The organism is Paenibacillus sp. JT22N1, from assembly GCF_059692155.1.
Map to the genome: position 1 here is coordinate 68,945 of NZ_JCAUAW010000025.1, position 13,992 is coordinate 82,936.

The 13,992-nt window shown below is 40.3% G+C and carries 19 protein-coding genes; 10 read left to right on the forward strand and 9 right to left on the reverse strand.

Translation table 11 applies throughout. From position 1 onward, the window contains the following. The first annotated feature begins 69 nt into the window (after positions 1-69). Positions 70-417 (forward strand): VOC family protein, encoded by a 348-nt coding sequence (locus tag AC58UU_RS33640; RefSeq protein WP_047685110.1) that lies wholly within the window; start codon positions 70-72, stop codon positions 415-417. A gap of 110 nt (positions 418-527) precedes the next feature. Here AC58UU_RS33640 and AC58UU_RS33645 read toward each other — a convergent pair whose 3' ends face one another. The 3 genes from AC58UU_RS33645 to AC58UU_RS33655 all read right to left on the reverse strand — a co-directional run bounded on the left by AC58UU_RS33645 (position 528) and on the right by AC58UU_RS33655 (position 1,929). Next, positions 528-689, reverse strand: coding sequence for a hypothetical protein (locus tag AC58UU_RS33645; RefSeq protein ID WP_171691861.1), 162 nt, complete (start codon positions 687-689; stop codon positions 528-530). Between the two features lie 362 nt (positions 690-1,051). Further along, the gene (locus tag AC58UU_RS33650; protein WP_497321881.1) at positions 1,052-1,228 is read right to left on the reverse strand and encodes a hypothetical protein; all 177 of its coding nucleotides are present in this window, start codon (positions 1,226-1,228) and stop codon (positions 1,052-1,054) included. Further along, positions 1,225-1,929: a peptidoglycan recognition protein family protein gene (locus tag AC58UU_RS33655; protein ID WP_497321882.1), complete on the reverse strand. Its 705-nt coding sequence runs from the start codon at positions 1,927-1,929 to the stop codon at positions 1,225-1,227. The genes AC58UU_RS33650 and AC58UU_RS33655 overlap by 4 nt, the downstream gene beginning before the upstream one ends. A 356-nt stretch (positions 1,930-2,285) precedes the next feature. Here AC58UU_RS33655 and AC58UU_RS33660 point away from each other — a divergent pair, with 356 nt between their 5' ends. Continuing rightward, positions 2,286-2,642, forward strand: a complete 357-nt coding sequence (locus AC58UU_RS33660; RefSeq protein ID WP_497321883.1) for a DUF3221 domain-containing protein — start codon at positions 2,286-2,288, stop codon at positions 2,640-2,642. Between the two features lie 205 nt (positions 2,643-2,847). Here the strand turns inward: AC58UU_RS33660 and AC58UU_RS33665 are convergent, their stop codons facing one another. Beyond that, a complete protein-coding gene (locus AC58UU_RS33665; RefSeq protein WP_497321884.1) occupies positions 2,848-3,558 on the reverse strand; it encodes a YwaF family protein in 711 nt (236 codons plus the stop codon). Between the two features lie 773 nt (positions 3,559-4,331). Here AC58UU_RS33665 and AC58UU_RS33670 point away from each other — a divergent pair. The 4 genes from AC58UU_RS33670 to AC58UU_RS33685 all read left to right on the forward strand — a co-directional run bounded on the left by AC58UU_RS33670 (position 4,332) and on the right by AC58UU_RS33685 (position 6,624). Beyond that, positions 4,332-5,003: a DUF4309 domain-containing protein gene (locus AC58UU_RS33670; RefSeq protein WP_497321885.1), complete on the forward strand. Its 672-nt coding sequence runs from the start codon at positions 4,332-4,334 to the stop codon at positions 5,001-5,003. 182 nt (positions 5,004-5,185) lie between these two features. Next, positions 5,186-5,629 (forward strand): DUF6843 domain-containing protein, encoded by a 444-nt coding sequence (locus AC58UU_RS33675; protein ID WP_497321886.1) that lies wholly within the window; start codon positions 5,186-5,188, stop codon positions 5,627-5,629. Positions 5,630-5,917: 288 nt separating this feature from the next. After that, the gene (locus AC58UU_RS33680) at positions 5,918-6,235 is read left to right on the forward strand and encodes a VOC family protein (protein WP_497321887.1); all 318 of its coding nucleotides are present in this window, start codon (positions 5,918-5,920) and stop codon (positions 6,233-6,235) included. Continuing rightward, positions 6,232-6,624 (forward strand): DoxX family protein, encoded by a 393-nt coding sequence (locus tag AC58UU_RS33685; protein WP_497321888.1) that lies wholly within the window; start codon positions 6,232-6,234, stop codon positions 6,622-6,624. The genes AC58UU_RS33680 and AC58UU_RS33685 overlap by 4 nt, the downstream gene beginning before the upstream one ends. A gap of 254 nt (positions 6,625-6,878) precedes the next feature. On the opposite strand, the gene AC58UU_RS33690 is transcribed toward AC58UU_RS33685, so the two are convergent. From AC58UU_RS33690 to AC58UU_RS33710, 5 genes are all read right to left on the reverse strand, one after another. Beyond that, positions 6,879-7,475 (reverse strand): NAD(P)H-dependent oxidoreductase, encoded by a 597-nt coding sequence (locus AC58UU_RS33690; protein ID WP_497321889.1) that lies wholly within the window; start codon positions 7,473-7,475, stop codon positions 6,879-6,881. 5 nt (positions 7,476-7,480) lie between these two features. Continuing rightward, positions 7,481-7,897 carry an SRPBCC family protein gene (locus tag AC58UU_RS33695; protein WP_497321890.1) on the reverse strand — a complete coding sequence of 139 codons (417 nt, stop codon included), beginning with the start codon at positions 7,895-7,897 and terminating at the stop codon, positions 7,481-7,483. 64 nt (positions 7,898-7,961) lie between these two features. Then, positions 7,962-8,615 carry a TetR/AcrR family transcriptional regulator gene (locus AC58UU_RS33700; protein WP_497321891.1) on the reverse strand — a complete coding sequence of 218 codons (654 nt, stop codon included), beginning with the start codon at positions 8,613-8,615 and terminating at the stop codon, positions 7,962-7,964. A 261-nt stretch (positions 8,616-8,876) separates the two neighbouring features. Next, entirely contained in the window at positions 8,877-9,062 is a 186-nt protein-coding gene (locus AC58UU_RS33705; protein ID WP_497321900.1) for an Hsp33 family molecular chaperone HslO, read from the reverse strand. 314 nt (positions 9,063-9,376) lie between these two features. Then, complete coding sequence (locus AC58UU_RS33710) at positions 9,377-9,880, reverse strand: hypothetical protein (RefSeq protein ID WP_497321892.1); 504 nt, start codon at positions 9,878-9,880, stop codon at positions 9,377-9,379. 242 nt (positions 9,881-10,122) lie between these two features. Between AC58UU_RS33710 and AC58UU_RS33715 the strand changes: the two genes are divergently transcribed. The 4 genes from AC58UU_RS33715 to AC58UU_RS33730 all read left to right on the forward strand — a co-directional run bounded on the left by AC58UU_RS33715 (position 10,123) and on the right by AC58UU_RS33730 (position 13,751). Next, on the forward strand, positions 10,123-10,590 hold the full coding sequence (locus AC58UU_RS33715; RefSeq protein WP_497321893.1) for an RNA polymerase sigma factor: 468 nt from the start codon (positions 10,123-10,125) through the stop codon (positions 10,588-10,590). A 97-nt stretch (positions 10,591-10,687) separates the two neighbouring features. Beyond that, on the forward strand, positions 10,688-12,331 hold the full coding sequence (locus AC58UU_RS33720) for a DUF4179 domain-containing protein (RefSeq protein WP_497321894.1): 1,644 nt from the start codon (positions 10,688-10,690) through the stop codon (positions 12,329-12,331). A 139-nt stretch (positions 12,332-12,470) separates the two neighbouring features. Next, positions 12,471-12,911 carry a hypothetical protein gene (locus AC58UU_RS33725; protein WP_497321895.1) on the forward strand — a complete coding sequence of 147 codons (441 nt, stop codon included), beginning with the start codon at positions 12,471-12,473 and terminating at the stop codon, positions 12,909-12,911. Positions 12,912-13,202: 291 nt separating this feature from the next. Next, positions 13,203-13,751, forward strand: a complete 549-nt coding sequence (locus AC58UU_RS33730; protein WP_497321896.1) for a histidine phosphatase family protein — start codon at positions 13,203-13,205, stop codon at positions 13,749-13,751. The last annotated feature ends 241 nt before the right edge of the window (positions 13,752-13,992 follow it).

Sequence of the window (13,992 nt, forward strand, 5' to 3'; positions counted from 1 at the left end):
TTGAAAAAGGAACTATATCTAATGTAATCGGATAGCTAAAAATTTGATGACAGACAGGAGTTAGATACGATGATAAAAGGTTTCGGAGGAATATTTTGGAGAACTAAGAATCTTGAAGTTATAAAAAAATGGTACAGTGAAGTGTTGAAGATTGAAATAGAAAATTGGAATGGGACTGTGATAAAACCCCAATTAGGAAATGAGACTATCTTTTCTTTCTTTACCGAGAATGACAGTTATTTTCCAACAGAACAACAAGTGATGTTAAATTTTCAAGTACATAATCTAAACGAGACTATTAAGCATCTTGAACATATTGGTGTACCTCTTGCAAAGAAAAAAGAGATTAGTGAATTTGGAAAGTTTATTTGGATTGAAGATCCTGAAGGTCGACTGGTTGAGCTTTGGGAGAAATAACGAGTTGTAATTCATTTGCTATTGAGGGACGCAGAACGATAGCTTAACACAGAATGAAACGAGGCTGCCGGTACAAACGGCAGCCTCCATTACGTTAATAGGTAGATTCGTTAAGATTTCTTTATGGTGTAAAATCCAAATTGTTCGATTTCATCAAGAGCCTTACGTCCAAAAGACTCTATTAGCTCATCGGCTCGGATTTTGCTTCCCCCTAGTGTTAGCCCGTCCCAGCGTACAATTCTACCGTCCTTAACCAAAAAATAATCATCCATATTATAACCTCCCAAATTAAAATTTTGGAAATCTCTGTGCGCTAGCATACGCAGAGTATTAATCTGCTTATCCGTATTTTAGCATACTCTCCAAGGGAAACATAAAGAGCCTTCAGGGGTCCAGTAACTCTTTTATAAAATCAACATCTAAACACAGGCTACATCATGATCTTTAGTTATTATCAAGGAACCATTCGATTCAAGAACTTCGAGGAGTTCGATGCTTTTATGCTAGAAGAGGAGAAGAAGAGTATCCAATGACACAAATGTGCCTACATAAACCAATTAGTCAGGCTTTTATAATTTTTCTGTAGGGAGATTTGTGTCAGCAAAAAATGCACAAATTTCCCTACATTGTGGTATCACCATGCCACAAAATTACTGGAACGAAGTTCAGCGAAGAGAAGGGGCAGTCGATCACTTTTTGATCGTCTGCCTTTGGTATTGTAGAACATTTTACATGTAAACGGATGCTTAAAGGAAACATTAAATCCCCGCAGATCATTGCCCGCCGGGACTTGTTTGAACCTGTTAATCATTGTTTAATCTCCCTCACTAATTTTTTATCAAGCATTATCTCGTACACTTGCGCAAAATAGTTGAGGGCCCACTCACTTTCGCCATCTCCATTCGGAATTAGCGTGAACATGTACTCGACTTGATTCTTGATCTCTTCCGCTTTGAGTTTGCGGATATCAATCGGCGGCCTAGCGAAGGCGTTGTACAGATACGTTACGTCATTGATGACGTTGTCCCATGATTTGCCCCACTCCGCTAGGTAATTATCAGGATCTTCGTGATCACTCCCCCCTAGTTCATAAGTTACTCGTTTATGAGACCATAAAGTAACGGAAGAAACACCAAGTTCACGTTTAAACAGCAAGTAAGCGAGAAGCCATACGTAGCGATTGTACGACTCATTAAACCTAGCGAGCGCTTTCGGTGTTCCGACATTTTTAACTTGGCATAGCTCTACATGAAGGAACCGAGGATTTGCTTGTGGACCCGCTCCGTATGACTTGTATTCAGTGCTTGCTGTCTGCATGATCATGTTCCAGTCAACGAAGAAGTGAACGAAAGCGTTCTGATAATTCTGAGCCATCCAAGCCCGCTCGCTCGGAGCACCAATTGTCTGATAATTAGCTGTGGCGTGCGCGACTACACCTTCGTATGCAGCGACACCGTTTCGAAATGGAGTCTGCGGTAGGCCTGGTACTAAATTTACCGTTATGTTGTACATTTTATATGTCACTACCTTTCATTTTTGATAAAATAGTATATTCATAGGTTCACTAGAATGTTTGGGCATACTTATGGGTCAACAATCTAAGATTTGTAAAATTGGCAGTACTGGGTACAAAATTGACAGACAGGATTTTTCAATATGTTCAAAATGGAATAGATGAATGAAGCTTATAAGATCAAATTTAGAAATTATTAATCTAACGGAGAACGATAGCACCATGACAAAAGGCTGCCAGCATTATTGGCAGCCTGTACAGGTAACGTCCAGTTTAACGCAACAAATTATTACCAGAGATCCGTCTAATAAAGTGGGTAGGATAAAGACTTTTTTTACCAGGAGGAGTGAAAATATTGAAAAAGTTAGTTTTAGGCGTAGCCTTAACACTTGCCGTATGTGTATTTAGTGGTTGTAGTGCTTCGTATGAAGCTGAAAAGGGGAATTACATTATTGCAAAGGAAGAGCAAAGAATCTTAGTGGCGAAGCAAATTTCTAAGAAGGATGCAGAAAGTAAGACCTTTGCTACCTTCAAAAAGAGTAATATCGAATTAGTCTATTATATTGTAGAAGATTCCCAAATCTACAACGAGCTTAGGGTAGGCGAAAAAGTTAATGTAACTCCTAAAACAAATGACAAAGGCGAATATATTGTAATGCAATCCGATCCCCCTCAAATTGTAGCTGGTGAGATAGAAAGACAAAAGGATTGATTAGGTTATTATGAACGAGAACCATAATAATAATCGTATAGTCGTTAAGCTCTAACGGAGAACTATAATTGAACAAAACAAGGAGCAGTTCTGCGGCAGCTGCTCCTTGTTTTTATTACGCTAAAGGTCAGTATCGCGCAATTAAAATATTTGGTAAAGCGATTATGGACCGAGCTGAAGGCAGGGAAAAAGTACCGGCGGAAACTTAGGTGTTAGACCTAAGGAGCAGAAAGGGGAGGTACATGAAAATGAAGATAATCACCGCGACCCCCTCCAGGGATAACAAGTACCAAGGCCAAGGACCCAGATAATTAAGCAGCGTATCACCGGACGGTTTTTCTGCGACGAACAGGTAGTTTCCTCCTGTTATCCAATTTACGGGGATGATTACTGCCAAAAGACCGTTCATAATCAGAAGCACTCTCCAAATCGAATGCCACGTTGGCCGATAGCCATGCACCCAGGTCATATACAAGGCAACCCATACAATGGCGCCATGACCGATAAAAAAGTAAAAATAAGTGAAATGGGGAAATCCGGACAGAATGGCCGCCGGTGTCAGCAATGCCTGTATGGCACCGCCGGCACCTGCAAAGTATAAAAATTCATAAATCCGATAAAATGGAAAAAGCAGTATGACGATGGTCAAGATGTAGCTTATGCTGCATAGCTGAAGGGGAAGGGACTGTTCTAAGGAAAACTGCTCGAAATAAAAATACCATCCGTACAGTAAGACTTCAAACCCGATGAGGAGCGTGCAAAGTCCAAACCTGATTCTTTTCTTCCAGTCGTCGTGGCGAAGCGAGTTTTTAAACCGATACAGCAGCAGAACCAGTAAAGCTATTCCGACAAGCGGAAGAATATGTTGTGGAGTAAACATGGCAAAAGGATACTCCATTTCCGAAAACCAGTTCATAAAAATTCCCTTCCTTTTAATTGGAAATGTATGTAGCTATTCTGCGAACTATTTTATCCATACTTGAAATGGTACAAACCTAAATGACGTACAGAAACATTGGGTTTAGTTTCAACAACAAAAACCATCTGAAAGAACACGGAGTCTAATTAGCAAAACAGGGTTTTTCTAAAGAATCACAACAGTAAATTTCAGCTTTTTCTTAGCGTATAGAAACTTATAGAGTTCTAATTTGTAGATCTGTTGGAGATCGAAAGTACAAAAAAAATGGCTCATGTTTGTTATCAGTTTCATTTACGGTTTTTTATTAACAGTTTCAATGATTTCCATGGTAATTGGGATAGGTTGTTTAACTACTCCATTGTTAGTGGTAGCTTCACTTGTGTTGACACCAATAAAGTTATGGCTTCTTGATAAGTATTTAACGGGATTTGAAATTCATGGATTTTGGACATATGTGATTCTTACCATTATATTGAGCATCTTTACTGTAAAAGTAAAAAGCAAAAAGGAATGAAGGGTTAAGATTTTATCAGGAGAACCAAACAGGCTAACATAGAGCAATAGGTAAATGCAATCTGACTTAACTACGATAACGCAGAACGAGAGTTGAATTTACAAGCGTTACAAGGCTGCCGTGAATCGGCAGTCTTTTTCTCAATTAACTGGTAGTATGGTGGAATAGTCTGAGTAATAAAAGTTAAATTATGGAAACTATTCATTTGTTCGTTTCGTCTCATTAAGTAGAACTCAACAATGGGAGTGATGAATTTTTGAAGAAGTTTGTTTTAGGTCTAATATGCGGAATTGGTTTAACCGTAACAACTAGTGTTTATGCCTTAGACACAATTCAAGTGTATTTGTATCCTGCCAAATTTGTATTTAATGGAGTAACCAAAGTAGTGGAGGATAGTGAATATGTAGTGTTGACTCACCAAGGTCATGCATATGTACCTATTCGTTTTGTAGCTGAAAATATGGGGTCATTGGTCAAGTACGAGGAACCAACAAAGTCTATCATAATCAATGAGACATTGTTGAGCCAGAAGTTGCAACTAAATGAGGCATTTCTAAGCGCAGTGGCAAAAGGAAAGCTCCCAGGGATTGAATTTGGAATAGGGGCGGCAAAAAAGGATGTGTTAAGAACATGGGGGGAACCACAGCGAACGGCCTCACGTCAGGATCACTTTGATGCTTGGTTTGATTATAATTATTTCTTCACGGGTCTGAACCAAACCATCAGAGCAATAGGAGTAAGTGGAAATACAATCAAGTATTCCGTTGAGGAAGTAAAAAATGCGTTGGGTCAGCCTGATTACGAAGGACTCAGTATGATAGAGGACAGTTGGGAAATGTCTTACAAGGTCGGCGAGTACGTTTTGTTCTTTTCTGCCGATAGGAAGGATGGAAACGTCCACTATATGACATTTAAGAAGATTGAGTGAGATTTTGAAACAAGGGTTGAACTATCGGGAGAACGATAGCTGAATAACATCATTGCTAGCTGGCTACGGAAGCGCACGGATTAGAAAAAAGGAGCTTTTCTTTTTGTGTCCTTGCCACGGAGCGGAACTCGATAAAGTGGGAAATAGGTACAACTAGGACGGGGTATAGAGAGGTTAAGAAGATGAAAATATTGTTTGCTTTTTCCACCATTATTTTTGTTGTTTTATTAGTTATAATCGGTGGGTATACAGTGCCTGAACAACACAAATACATCGTTCAGACGGGCTTTGCCGGCTGGGTTGAGGTAACGTTTGACCAAGCGAATTATCCACCGCTCGAGAAAGAAAACGGAACCTATGTTTACCGCATTCCGGCTAGCGGAAAGCTAAAAACATCTTCCCCGATGAAAGAAGGAACCTTGAGAGTGTTCTACCTTGGTAGCGACGGAAATCTTACTGAAACGGACCATCATGAGGAAACCATACATTCTGTAAGCACCAAAAGCCATAGTGCGAGTTACGTAGACGGACGTAGAGAAGACTCCCCAACGGTCGTTAGTTTTTTTCTAGGCGACAAAGAACAATGGGAAATTGAAGCTGAAAAGCTAAAAGAAGCTAACAGATAACTATAGTTGAACAAAACAAGGAGCAGTTCACCGCGGCAGCTACTCCTTGTTTTTATTAAGCTAAAGGGCAGTAATGCATGGTTTGGCATCACAAAGAAGATACATTTAGAATGAGATTTCACTGAAAAATCGAAATGAATCATGTACATAGTTTTGAGTTTACAAGACCAAATTTACAAGCTAAAAAAACAATATAAAAAAATATTTACTTCCTTTGTCGATTTCACCATTGTTCACTCGTCGTATTCATAGAAGGACAAATTCAAGTGGAAAGGTTGTTGAACTTTTATGGGAGCACAAATTCACTCTTATTTGATGTCGGAGGACGCAAGAGGTCAGGCGAATTTTTACGTCGAGTCACTCAGTGGCGAAATTCAGTTTCTCACCACATTCGGTGAGACGCCGGGAACACCCGAGGCGATGAAGGATAAAGTCATGCATTTGGGTTTGACAGTGGCGGGTACGAATACGTTAATGATTTCCGATTCATTCGAACCGGTTTCGTATAACGGCAGCATCAGTCTTGCTTTGAACTATGAAGATGAGTCAGAAGCCAGAACGGCAGTAATCAATGGGGAGTCAGTTAAAAGGAGAGATGGACGATGACAAGAACAATTTCTAAAAGCCGACTATGGACGGCAAGAGTGATGAGTGGAATAGCCATTTTGTTTATGCTGCTTGACAGTATCATGAAATTATTTAAACCTGCGTTTGTTGTTGATTCTACCGTATCACTTGGTTACCAGGAACATCATATTTTTTTGATGGGCATACTCGGACTTCTTTCTACTATTCTTTATGCATTACCTCGTATAACGATCTTAGGTGCAGTGATGTTGACCGGTTATTTTGGCGGCGTGATTGCGACACAGGTTCGTCTAGATGCCCCACTTTTTTCTACCATCCTATTTCCCGTTTATCTTGCAGTGTTGGTTTGGGGAGGCCTTTGGTTGAGGAATGAGCAAGTGCGCAAACTCTTTTCTTTGGAAAAATAGATGAGAGACTATTAGTGAAATCAAGTTGAAGCGAAACATTATGTTTTGAAGTAAATAAAGTTTTAAATTAATTAGGCGTTCACTCAATTGGAGTGAACTTGGAAAAATTAGAAGAAGTTATTTCACTATATTGAAAGCGGCCCCCATATTGTTGATTCGTACCGCGAACTTTGCAGCTAAACAGTGTCTTCATAATCGTTATAAAAGCCAACTAACAAACTTTTCGTAGTTGGCTTTTATAATATTATCCATTATTAGGGATTTGAGCTAGCCTTGTTACTCATTTCGTCGAGCATACGTTTTCGTATGATCATGGGGTTGAGATCGGGAGAGGAGATGTGTTTCACATAGTGTAAGGCACTATTTTCGATTTGATTATCATTCGCCTTGACCGCACCATAAAATTTATAATGCGGTAGGAAAGTCATGCCGATTTGATTGGAAAAAGCTTGAAAGGGTCGGATCAGCTCGCTGATTGTATAGCCAATCAAGCCACCCGACTGGTAGGACGATTCATCGCCTCCAATCGACATGGCAAGGACTAGTTCTTTCCCCGCAAGGGCTTTACCGCCGGCTCCGAACAGCCAGGATGTCGTAAACACGTCATCGAGCCATTGCTTGAGTAAAGCCGGCATACTGTACCATTGGATTGGAAATTGAAATACGATGCGGTCGTGCCTTGCAACGAGGTCTTGTTCATTCTCCGCGTTGATTACATAATTGGGGTAAGCCTTATATAGTTCTTGAACGGTAATTTGATCGGGGTGTCCATGTAATTCCGCCAACCAGCGTTTATTTACGCGTGACTGTTCGATGTTCGGATGAGCTGCAATGACCAGAATTCTCATCATTCTCTTCATTCTCCTCCCTTTGTTTCCGCCTCGATGGTCTCTTTCATAACCTCTGCTCCGCGATTTACACGTGCTTGAATCTCAGTAGTGAGATGCTCTGGAAGGAAATCTGTTATCCAGACGAGCCTGGCGCCGCTGTCGCCATGGGGAAAGACTTGGAAGGAAGCATGATGATGCAGCAGCGGCATCCGTCCTTCTTGTACCGTGTAAGCCATTCGACGTTCCCTTTCATCAATGGAGACGATGAACTCACGTACCATGCCGCCATTTGGCAGGATGAGTGTTCTTTCATGACCGTCCATAAGGGTATTCTCGGTATAGCCGGGGACCAGTCGATGATGGACAGCACCTACGTCGCTCACCGCGTCCCATACCTGCTCCGGCGAGGCATCAATCAAAATCTCTTTGTAAATCGTTGGCAAATAATCACGCTCCTTAAGATCATTATATTTTTGATTGAGAACTCAGTCAACCATAAATGTATAATCAATCCGGCTTGAATAGCGAAATTGCCGATTCGGCGATTTGTTGGAATTTTTCGCTCATTACGCTGCTAATTTCCGTCTCCTTCAAACCCTGAGCGACGAGATCCTGAAGCAGCTGATCCAGATAACTCATTCCTTGTGAAATAGCTCCCCAATATTGCATGGCCATAAGGTTCGCGTCTCCCTGACGGATGATACCATGCCCAATTCCTTTGTTAATCGCTTGGGCCATTGGCTTGATAAAGCTCTTCATCCATTCAAATGGTGACAATTCTCCGGGCTCATATAAATGATGCAGATCCAGGCTGATTCGCATATAAAAACGCTGGGTCTGTGGATCCTTGATCACACGCTCACAGATGAGCATGGCATAGTTTTTGAATTGCTCAAGCACCGGCGAATCCTGTTCAAAATACACAGATGTGTAGTGTAGGGACTGGTCCATCATGTTTTCGTAAAGCTCCCGAAAAAGCATCTTTTTATTCTTGAAGTAGTAATATACCAGACCATGTGCAAGACCCGCCTGATCTGCAACATCACTCAATGCCGTAGCCGAATAGCCCTTTGCCACATAGACGTGAATGGCCGCATGTAAAATCTCTTGCTTACGTTGCTCACGAATGAACTCGTTCTGTTTCTTTGTACGGGGAGACATGTCATCACACCTTGTTTTGATTTTTTATTAACAGTATACGCTACAGCGATCAAGATGGAAAACGCAAGAAATGATCACTACTAACGGAGTGCTATAGTTCAATGAACATCAATACGAACGGGCAGGATAGTGGAATAATGCACCCATTGAGAAAAAACTACAGATTACCGTAGAAATCTCTGTCATTGAGAGGAGATAAGTCTGTTGGGAGAGCGCATCGATGGTAGCGATGAGGTCAGGGGATCGATCCCCGACCGTTGTTTAAATAAGGTTCGCAATCTCACTTGAATCAAAGGTATGTTTTTTTCCACATACATTGCACACAATCTCCAATAGACTGTTATTTTCATAGGCATTAGCCAGTTCTTCCTTGTCCAAGGCAGATAGCATGGGATAAAGGATCTCTTTGGAGCATCCACAAAACAAACGTACGGGCTCAATGCCTATAAATAATGTGACATATCATCAACAATATTCCCGTATGGCATATCTGTGATCCCTGTAAATACGTTGTTCATTCCTATATCGGTTGTGACCTGAATACATCCTCTAGCACCTATCAACTGTTTGATCGATAAATTGTAAGGTGATGAAATCCTGCGAATGAGTGAGTATACGTGAGATAAACCCTTAAAACCGAGGGACGGTAAACAATAGCTCAACAACAAAAAGAAGGCATCCGACCAATGAAGGATCGGCTGCCTTCATTACGAACGGGCAGGATAACTTAATAACTCAACACGAATTTTAAACATATTTTTCTAATATGAGTAAACGTTCGCATAGTCTATTATTACAATTTTTTTGTCCTTTTTTAGTCGGAAGTTTCTCCTAATCAGATTACCGCTTTTTTTATTTATTAAATCTGAAATTCTTATACCAAATTTGCAAAATTTATCTAGAATCTGGTGCACTTGTTTTTTATACTTTTTTTTCTTGGGAACTGTTTTGTTCATTTTCTTCATGATTAACCAGCCGTGTCCATATTCTACGATTTTACAAAGGCGCTTTTGCAGCGAGGAGGGAACACTCTGATAAAGATCTACCTCGTTTTTGTTACAAGTTATGCCTTTTGCTATCTTGGCAACCTTTAACACTAAGCAGTTCCCCAAATCAAAAACAACTCTATGTTTTCCGACTCCTATTGCCTTATATGGAAGTTTTAATTTTTTTGACCATTCCTCTGCTGCAATCTCACCTTTTTCCAAAATTTTTATCCACTTTTGAATATGTTTTAATTTTTTGGATTTTAGATATTTGCTCATGTAGTCCACCTCCTCTTTTTACTGACAATAATATGTAAAATATTAATAAATGCTTGGACTACGAAAATCTTAGGAAATGGTGACTGACAGTTTGCCAAAGTATTTCCCTATAGAAGTAGCAGTTATTGCTTTGTTGAGAGGAAGTAAGGCCCAGCATCGGAATGATAATATTTTGTCTCCAAGGTGAGAGGTTTGCTAATTGTCCTCGTCTATATAGTATAGAACCCCTAGGAGGTTTGGCAGTGGAGGAACGAATACATCTCACTAAGAATGATGACGAACAAAAATGGATAAGCCACGTATTGGCAGGACACAAAGAGGAGTACGCCTTTCTGGTGAACCTATACAAAAATAAAATATACAACCTTCTACGTGGAATGGGAGCAAATCATCAAGATGCCCAGGACCTGACTCAAGAGACTTTTATTAAGGCTTACCATAGACTGGCCTTGCATGACACCAGTAAAAGTTTTGCAGCTTGGATCTATAAAATTGCAACTAACCTACTGAAAGATCTGTGGAAAAAAACACATCCCATAGAGTGGGTGGCAGAACCTCCTCATGACCCATCGTCCTGGGGAAATCCGGAAGTAATTCTGCTGCAAGGCGAAAATCGCACTGAGCTTCAGGTGCTGATGCGGCAGCTGCCTACTAATTATCGGGTAGCCGTGCTCCTACGATATACCAATGATTTGAGCTATGAGGAATGAGCGAAGTGCTGGATGTACCTCTGAATAAGATTCAAAACGACCTTCACCGAGCAAAAAAAAGATTGAAACAAATGTTAACTGCCAGAGGAGGAGAGGAATGATGAAATGCTTAAGCACAGATGAAATAGAAGCATACATAATGAATGCTACTTCGTCCCAAAAAGAGAAAATAACCGAGCATATTGCCGCTTGTCAGCTCTGCTCTTCTCTATATGATAAACAGATCCAGGAGCAAATACGCTGGTCTCAAGAGCTGTTTGAGGAAGTCTTGCCTGATTCATTTACCAACATGGTAATGGATTCGCTTGAGCGAGATGAATTGAAAATTCATTCATCGAATGTATTACCAGCATCTAGAAAAGACTTGTTCAAGCGAAAAGGTATAGGCTTCTGGAAGCTAGCGATTGGAGCGGCTTTGTTATTGGTTGCAATGAGCTCTGTGGTTTTGTATTCTATACCAACGCTTGCAGATACGCTCCGCTCTCTATTTGGGCAGAGTACCGTCGTTGACGTCGGGTTACTTCGGGCACAAGAGTTTGGTTTGGTCCAGAATCCGAACATTAAGGTGGAAGATAAAGGATATACAGTCCGAGTCGACGAAGCAGTAGCTGACCCTACCCGTGTGATCCTAGCCCTGCAATTATTTGGATCAGATGGAAAACATAAAAGAGATCAGTTGGTCTTTACTCCTGAGAACAGTATTACGATAAAAGATGATCAAGGTCAAGTCGTCGGCAAGATGTACGATATGGGGATGACAAATGACTTTTACTATATGGTCTGCTTCTTCCCAGAACCTCTTCAAACTGACAGGATTACATTAGAAGGTCATCTAACTCAATTGGGCAACAAAATAGAAAATATCCCTTCTATTCAAGGAAATTGGAACTTTAGTTTTTCCATCGATCTGAGGGAAGCGAAGAAAAAAACAAGCTTCACACCACTGGAGGGAAGCTACACCTCTCCTGACGGAATGAAAATTCGCTTAAAACGGTTGACCCGCATGGTGCAGGGTGTTCGTTTAGAGGTTGATACTGAACTAAGTGAAGAGGCTTTGAAGCGCTCACCCGGCGAATTGTGGAAGCAGCAAGGCTTAAAGTTTCATTTCGAGGATCAGCAAGGGAACGAGATTCACAGTGTCAACACGAGAAAATACCCGCATATTGAAAGTTTAATGACAGAGAATCATCTCCCCGGAGATAAGCCTGGATTGATGCATTGGAGCTATACGTTCAAATATCTGCCGCAAGACAACCCTTATACGTTTGTATTCGATGGTTATTTTATCTCCGAGCACGACGAAGCTTCTATCCAGTTTGAGCCTTTCAAGCTTAAAGATCATCCGGTTCCTTTCAATTTTGATGGTGATGAGCTTATGTTGAAAGATTTCACAGTTGAAACCCCACCGAATACCAATAGTGAAGAAGCGGAGGGGGCGTTACATCTGAGTGGAAAGTTGCGGAACGAGGATAGGTCTAGCCAATGGATATTAACAGTTCCTAATGGCAAAGAGTACAATGTCACGATGCGAGGCAGCTCGTCCACGGAAGCTTCCAGCTGGAAAGACGGTTATATTTTACTCGGGGGAGGACAGATAGGCAGCCTATTCGAATTCCGCGCACCAGGCCTTACGACGCTTTCGGACCAGCTTCAATTAACCCGTATAGTCGTAGATCGACTTTACACAAACGTGAATTGGACGGTGCCATTGAAAGAAGAAAGACCAGCAAAATTGAACTAAAGACAAATGACGATCAACATTGGTCGTCATTTTCTTTGGATGGTTTGCGTCCAACAGAATGAGGAGCTAAATGGTATAATTGAGCGAAAGTTATACGTTGATGAAAGAATGATTTTATGTAGTTTGGGAGAGTTGAACTTTGAAGCACAAAAAAACACTGATAATTTTAGTAGTCATTGCAATTACTTGGATTGGTTATGTTGGATACAAGTATTATGTTAATCATGCTGTTGTTAAAGTCATTTCACCATATCTACCTAATGCAAATGTCAAAATTGTTAAGACTGAAATCAGAAATATCCCCTCCACCTTCACAGACGAAACCTCACAAACAGAAATGGATAGTTTAAGCAGTAATGAGGGTTCAAGAACAGTATTTATCAATAATTTAAAAACAGGTGATAGGGTAAAGTTATATTACTTTCGTGTTTTAAACTCTTATAACTATAAGGGAATAGACCTTTCAGAAAAATGGTGCGATGGTTTTCTTTGTTTCCGTTTTTTTATGGGCTATGCCTATATTGATACAACGACAGGTAGATTGCTAAGATTGGACATTTCTAAAGTATCACCTAAATGAAAGCACTAATCAATTTTCAGTAGGAGGGATCATGTTTTTAAAGATAAGTAGAATTACTTTAGCAATAATCGTTATTTGTTGCTCTCTTTTTAGTCTAATTACTCAAAACTTTGAATTGATGCCGTATTTGATGTTATTCCTAGCGCTTTTCATACAGCGTGAAAAGCAGGAGATTACCATGAGTAATCTACAACCGAGGATGGGAATGACGGAACCATGTATCCGAAACCATCCCGCCAATACTATTATTTTTGCTTGAAATATATTGAAATGATGTAAAACTATACTAACATGTGTTCAGATTCTGTATTTATAGTCAGACATTGTCAAGCAGAAGGACAATCTGCTGATGCACGATTATCGGATTTGGGTCTAAATCAGGCAAACAAACTTACTGAGTTTCTTATGCCGAAAAACATAGATTATATTATTTCAAGTCCTTATGAAAGAGCTTTTCGAACAATTTCTCCATTAGCTGAAAGACTTGGTATCGAAATTGTAACAGATAATCGATTGACCGAAAGGATATTGTCTGAAAAAAATCACCCTGATTGGCGTGAAATGCTTCGAAAAACGTACTACGATTTAGATTTGTGTTATGAGGGTGGCGAGTCGAGCAATGTAGCTACGCACCGTGTAATTGCTGTGGTTAAAGAACTATTAAATAGTCGGTTTGAAAATATTATAATAGCTTCACATGGAAATCTCATATCTCTGCTCTTGAAATATTTTGATGATCGGATTGGGTATAAGGAGTGGGAATACCTGTCTAATCCAGACGTTTTCCACCTCTCCTTTATGAAGGATACTCCAAATATAGAACGAATTTGGACTGACTAAGTGACTATTTTAGTTAGTGGCTTCTTCAAATATCATTGAACTAACGGAGAACTTTAGTTGAATAAGCAACAAGAGAAGGCAACCGTCTAAATGGACCGGCTGCCTTTACTCAACTACCATGAAAATTAAAAATCGGCAGTCGAAGAAAAAGAACAGCACTAAAGAAGACGCAGCTAATTCATTTTTTGAAAATGTGCAGCGCCTAGGATATTGGTGATCCGTGGATCAGGAGACTTCCGAA

What these genes read in the sequence shown, in the direction of transcription:
- AC58UU_RS33700 (WP_497321891.1), bottom strand. Translation starts at nt 8,615, where the DNA reads ATGTCTCCCCGTACAAAGAAACAGAACGAGTTCATTCGTGAGCAACGT.
- AC58UU_RS33665 (WP_497321884.1), bottom strand. Translation starts at nt 3,558, where the DNA reads ATGAACTGGTTTTCGGAAATGGAGTATCCTTTTGCCATGTTTACTCCA.
- AC58UU_RS33685 (WP_497321888.1), top strand. Translation starts at nt 6,232, where the DNA reads ATGACAAGAACAATTTCTAAAAGCCGACTATGGACGGCAAGAGTGATG.
- AC58UU_RS33650 (WP_497321881.1), bottom strand. Translation starts at nt 1,228, where the DNA reads ATGATTAACAGGTTCAAACAAGTCCCGGCGGGCAATGATCTGCGGGGA.
- AC58UU_RS33640 (WP_047685110.1), top strand. Translation starts at nt 70, where the DNA reads ATGATAAAAGGTTTCGGAGGAATATTTTGGAGAACTAAGAATCTTGAA.
- AC58UU_RS33690 (WP_497321889.1), bottom strand. Translation starts at nt 7,475, where the DNA reads ATGATGAGAATTCTGGTCATTGCAGCTCATCCGAACATCGAACAGTCA.
- AC58UU_RS33730 (WP_497321896.1), top strand. Translation starts at nt 13,203, where the DNA reads ATGTGTTCAGATTCTGTATTTATAGTCAGACATTGTCAAGCAGAAGGA.
- AC58UU_RS33680 (WP_497321887.1), top strand. Translation starts at nt 5,918, where the DNA reads ATGGGAGCACAAATTCACTCTTATTTGATGTCGGAGGACGCAAGAGGT.
- AC58UU_RS33645 (WP_171691861.1), bottom strand. Translation starts at nt 689, where the DNA reads ATGGATGATTATTTTTTGGTTAAGGACGGTAGAATTGTACGCTGGGAC.
- AC58UU_RS33710 (WP_497321892.1), bottom strand. Translation starts at nt 9,880, where the DNA reads ATGAGCAAATATCTAAAATCCAAAAAATTAAAACATATTCAAAAGTGG.
- AC58UU_RS33675 (WP_497321886.1), top strand. Translation starts at nt 5,186, where the DNA reads ATGAAAATATTGTTTGCTTTTTCCACCATTATTTTTGTTGTTTTATTA.
- AC58UU_RS33655 (WP_497321882.1), bottom strand. Translation starts at nt 1,929, where the DNA reads ATGTACAACATAACGGTAAATTTAGTACCAGGCCTACCGCAGACTCCA.
- AC58UU_RS33720 (WP_497321894.1), top strand. Translation starts at nt 10,688, where the DNA reads ATGATGAAATGCTTAAGCACAGATGAAATAGAAGCATACATAATGAAT.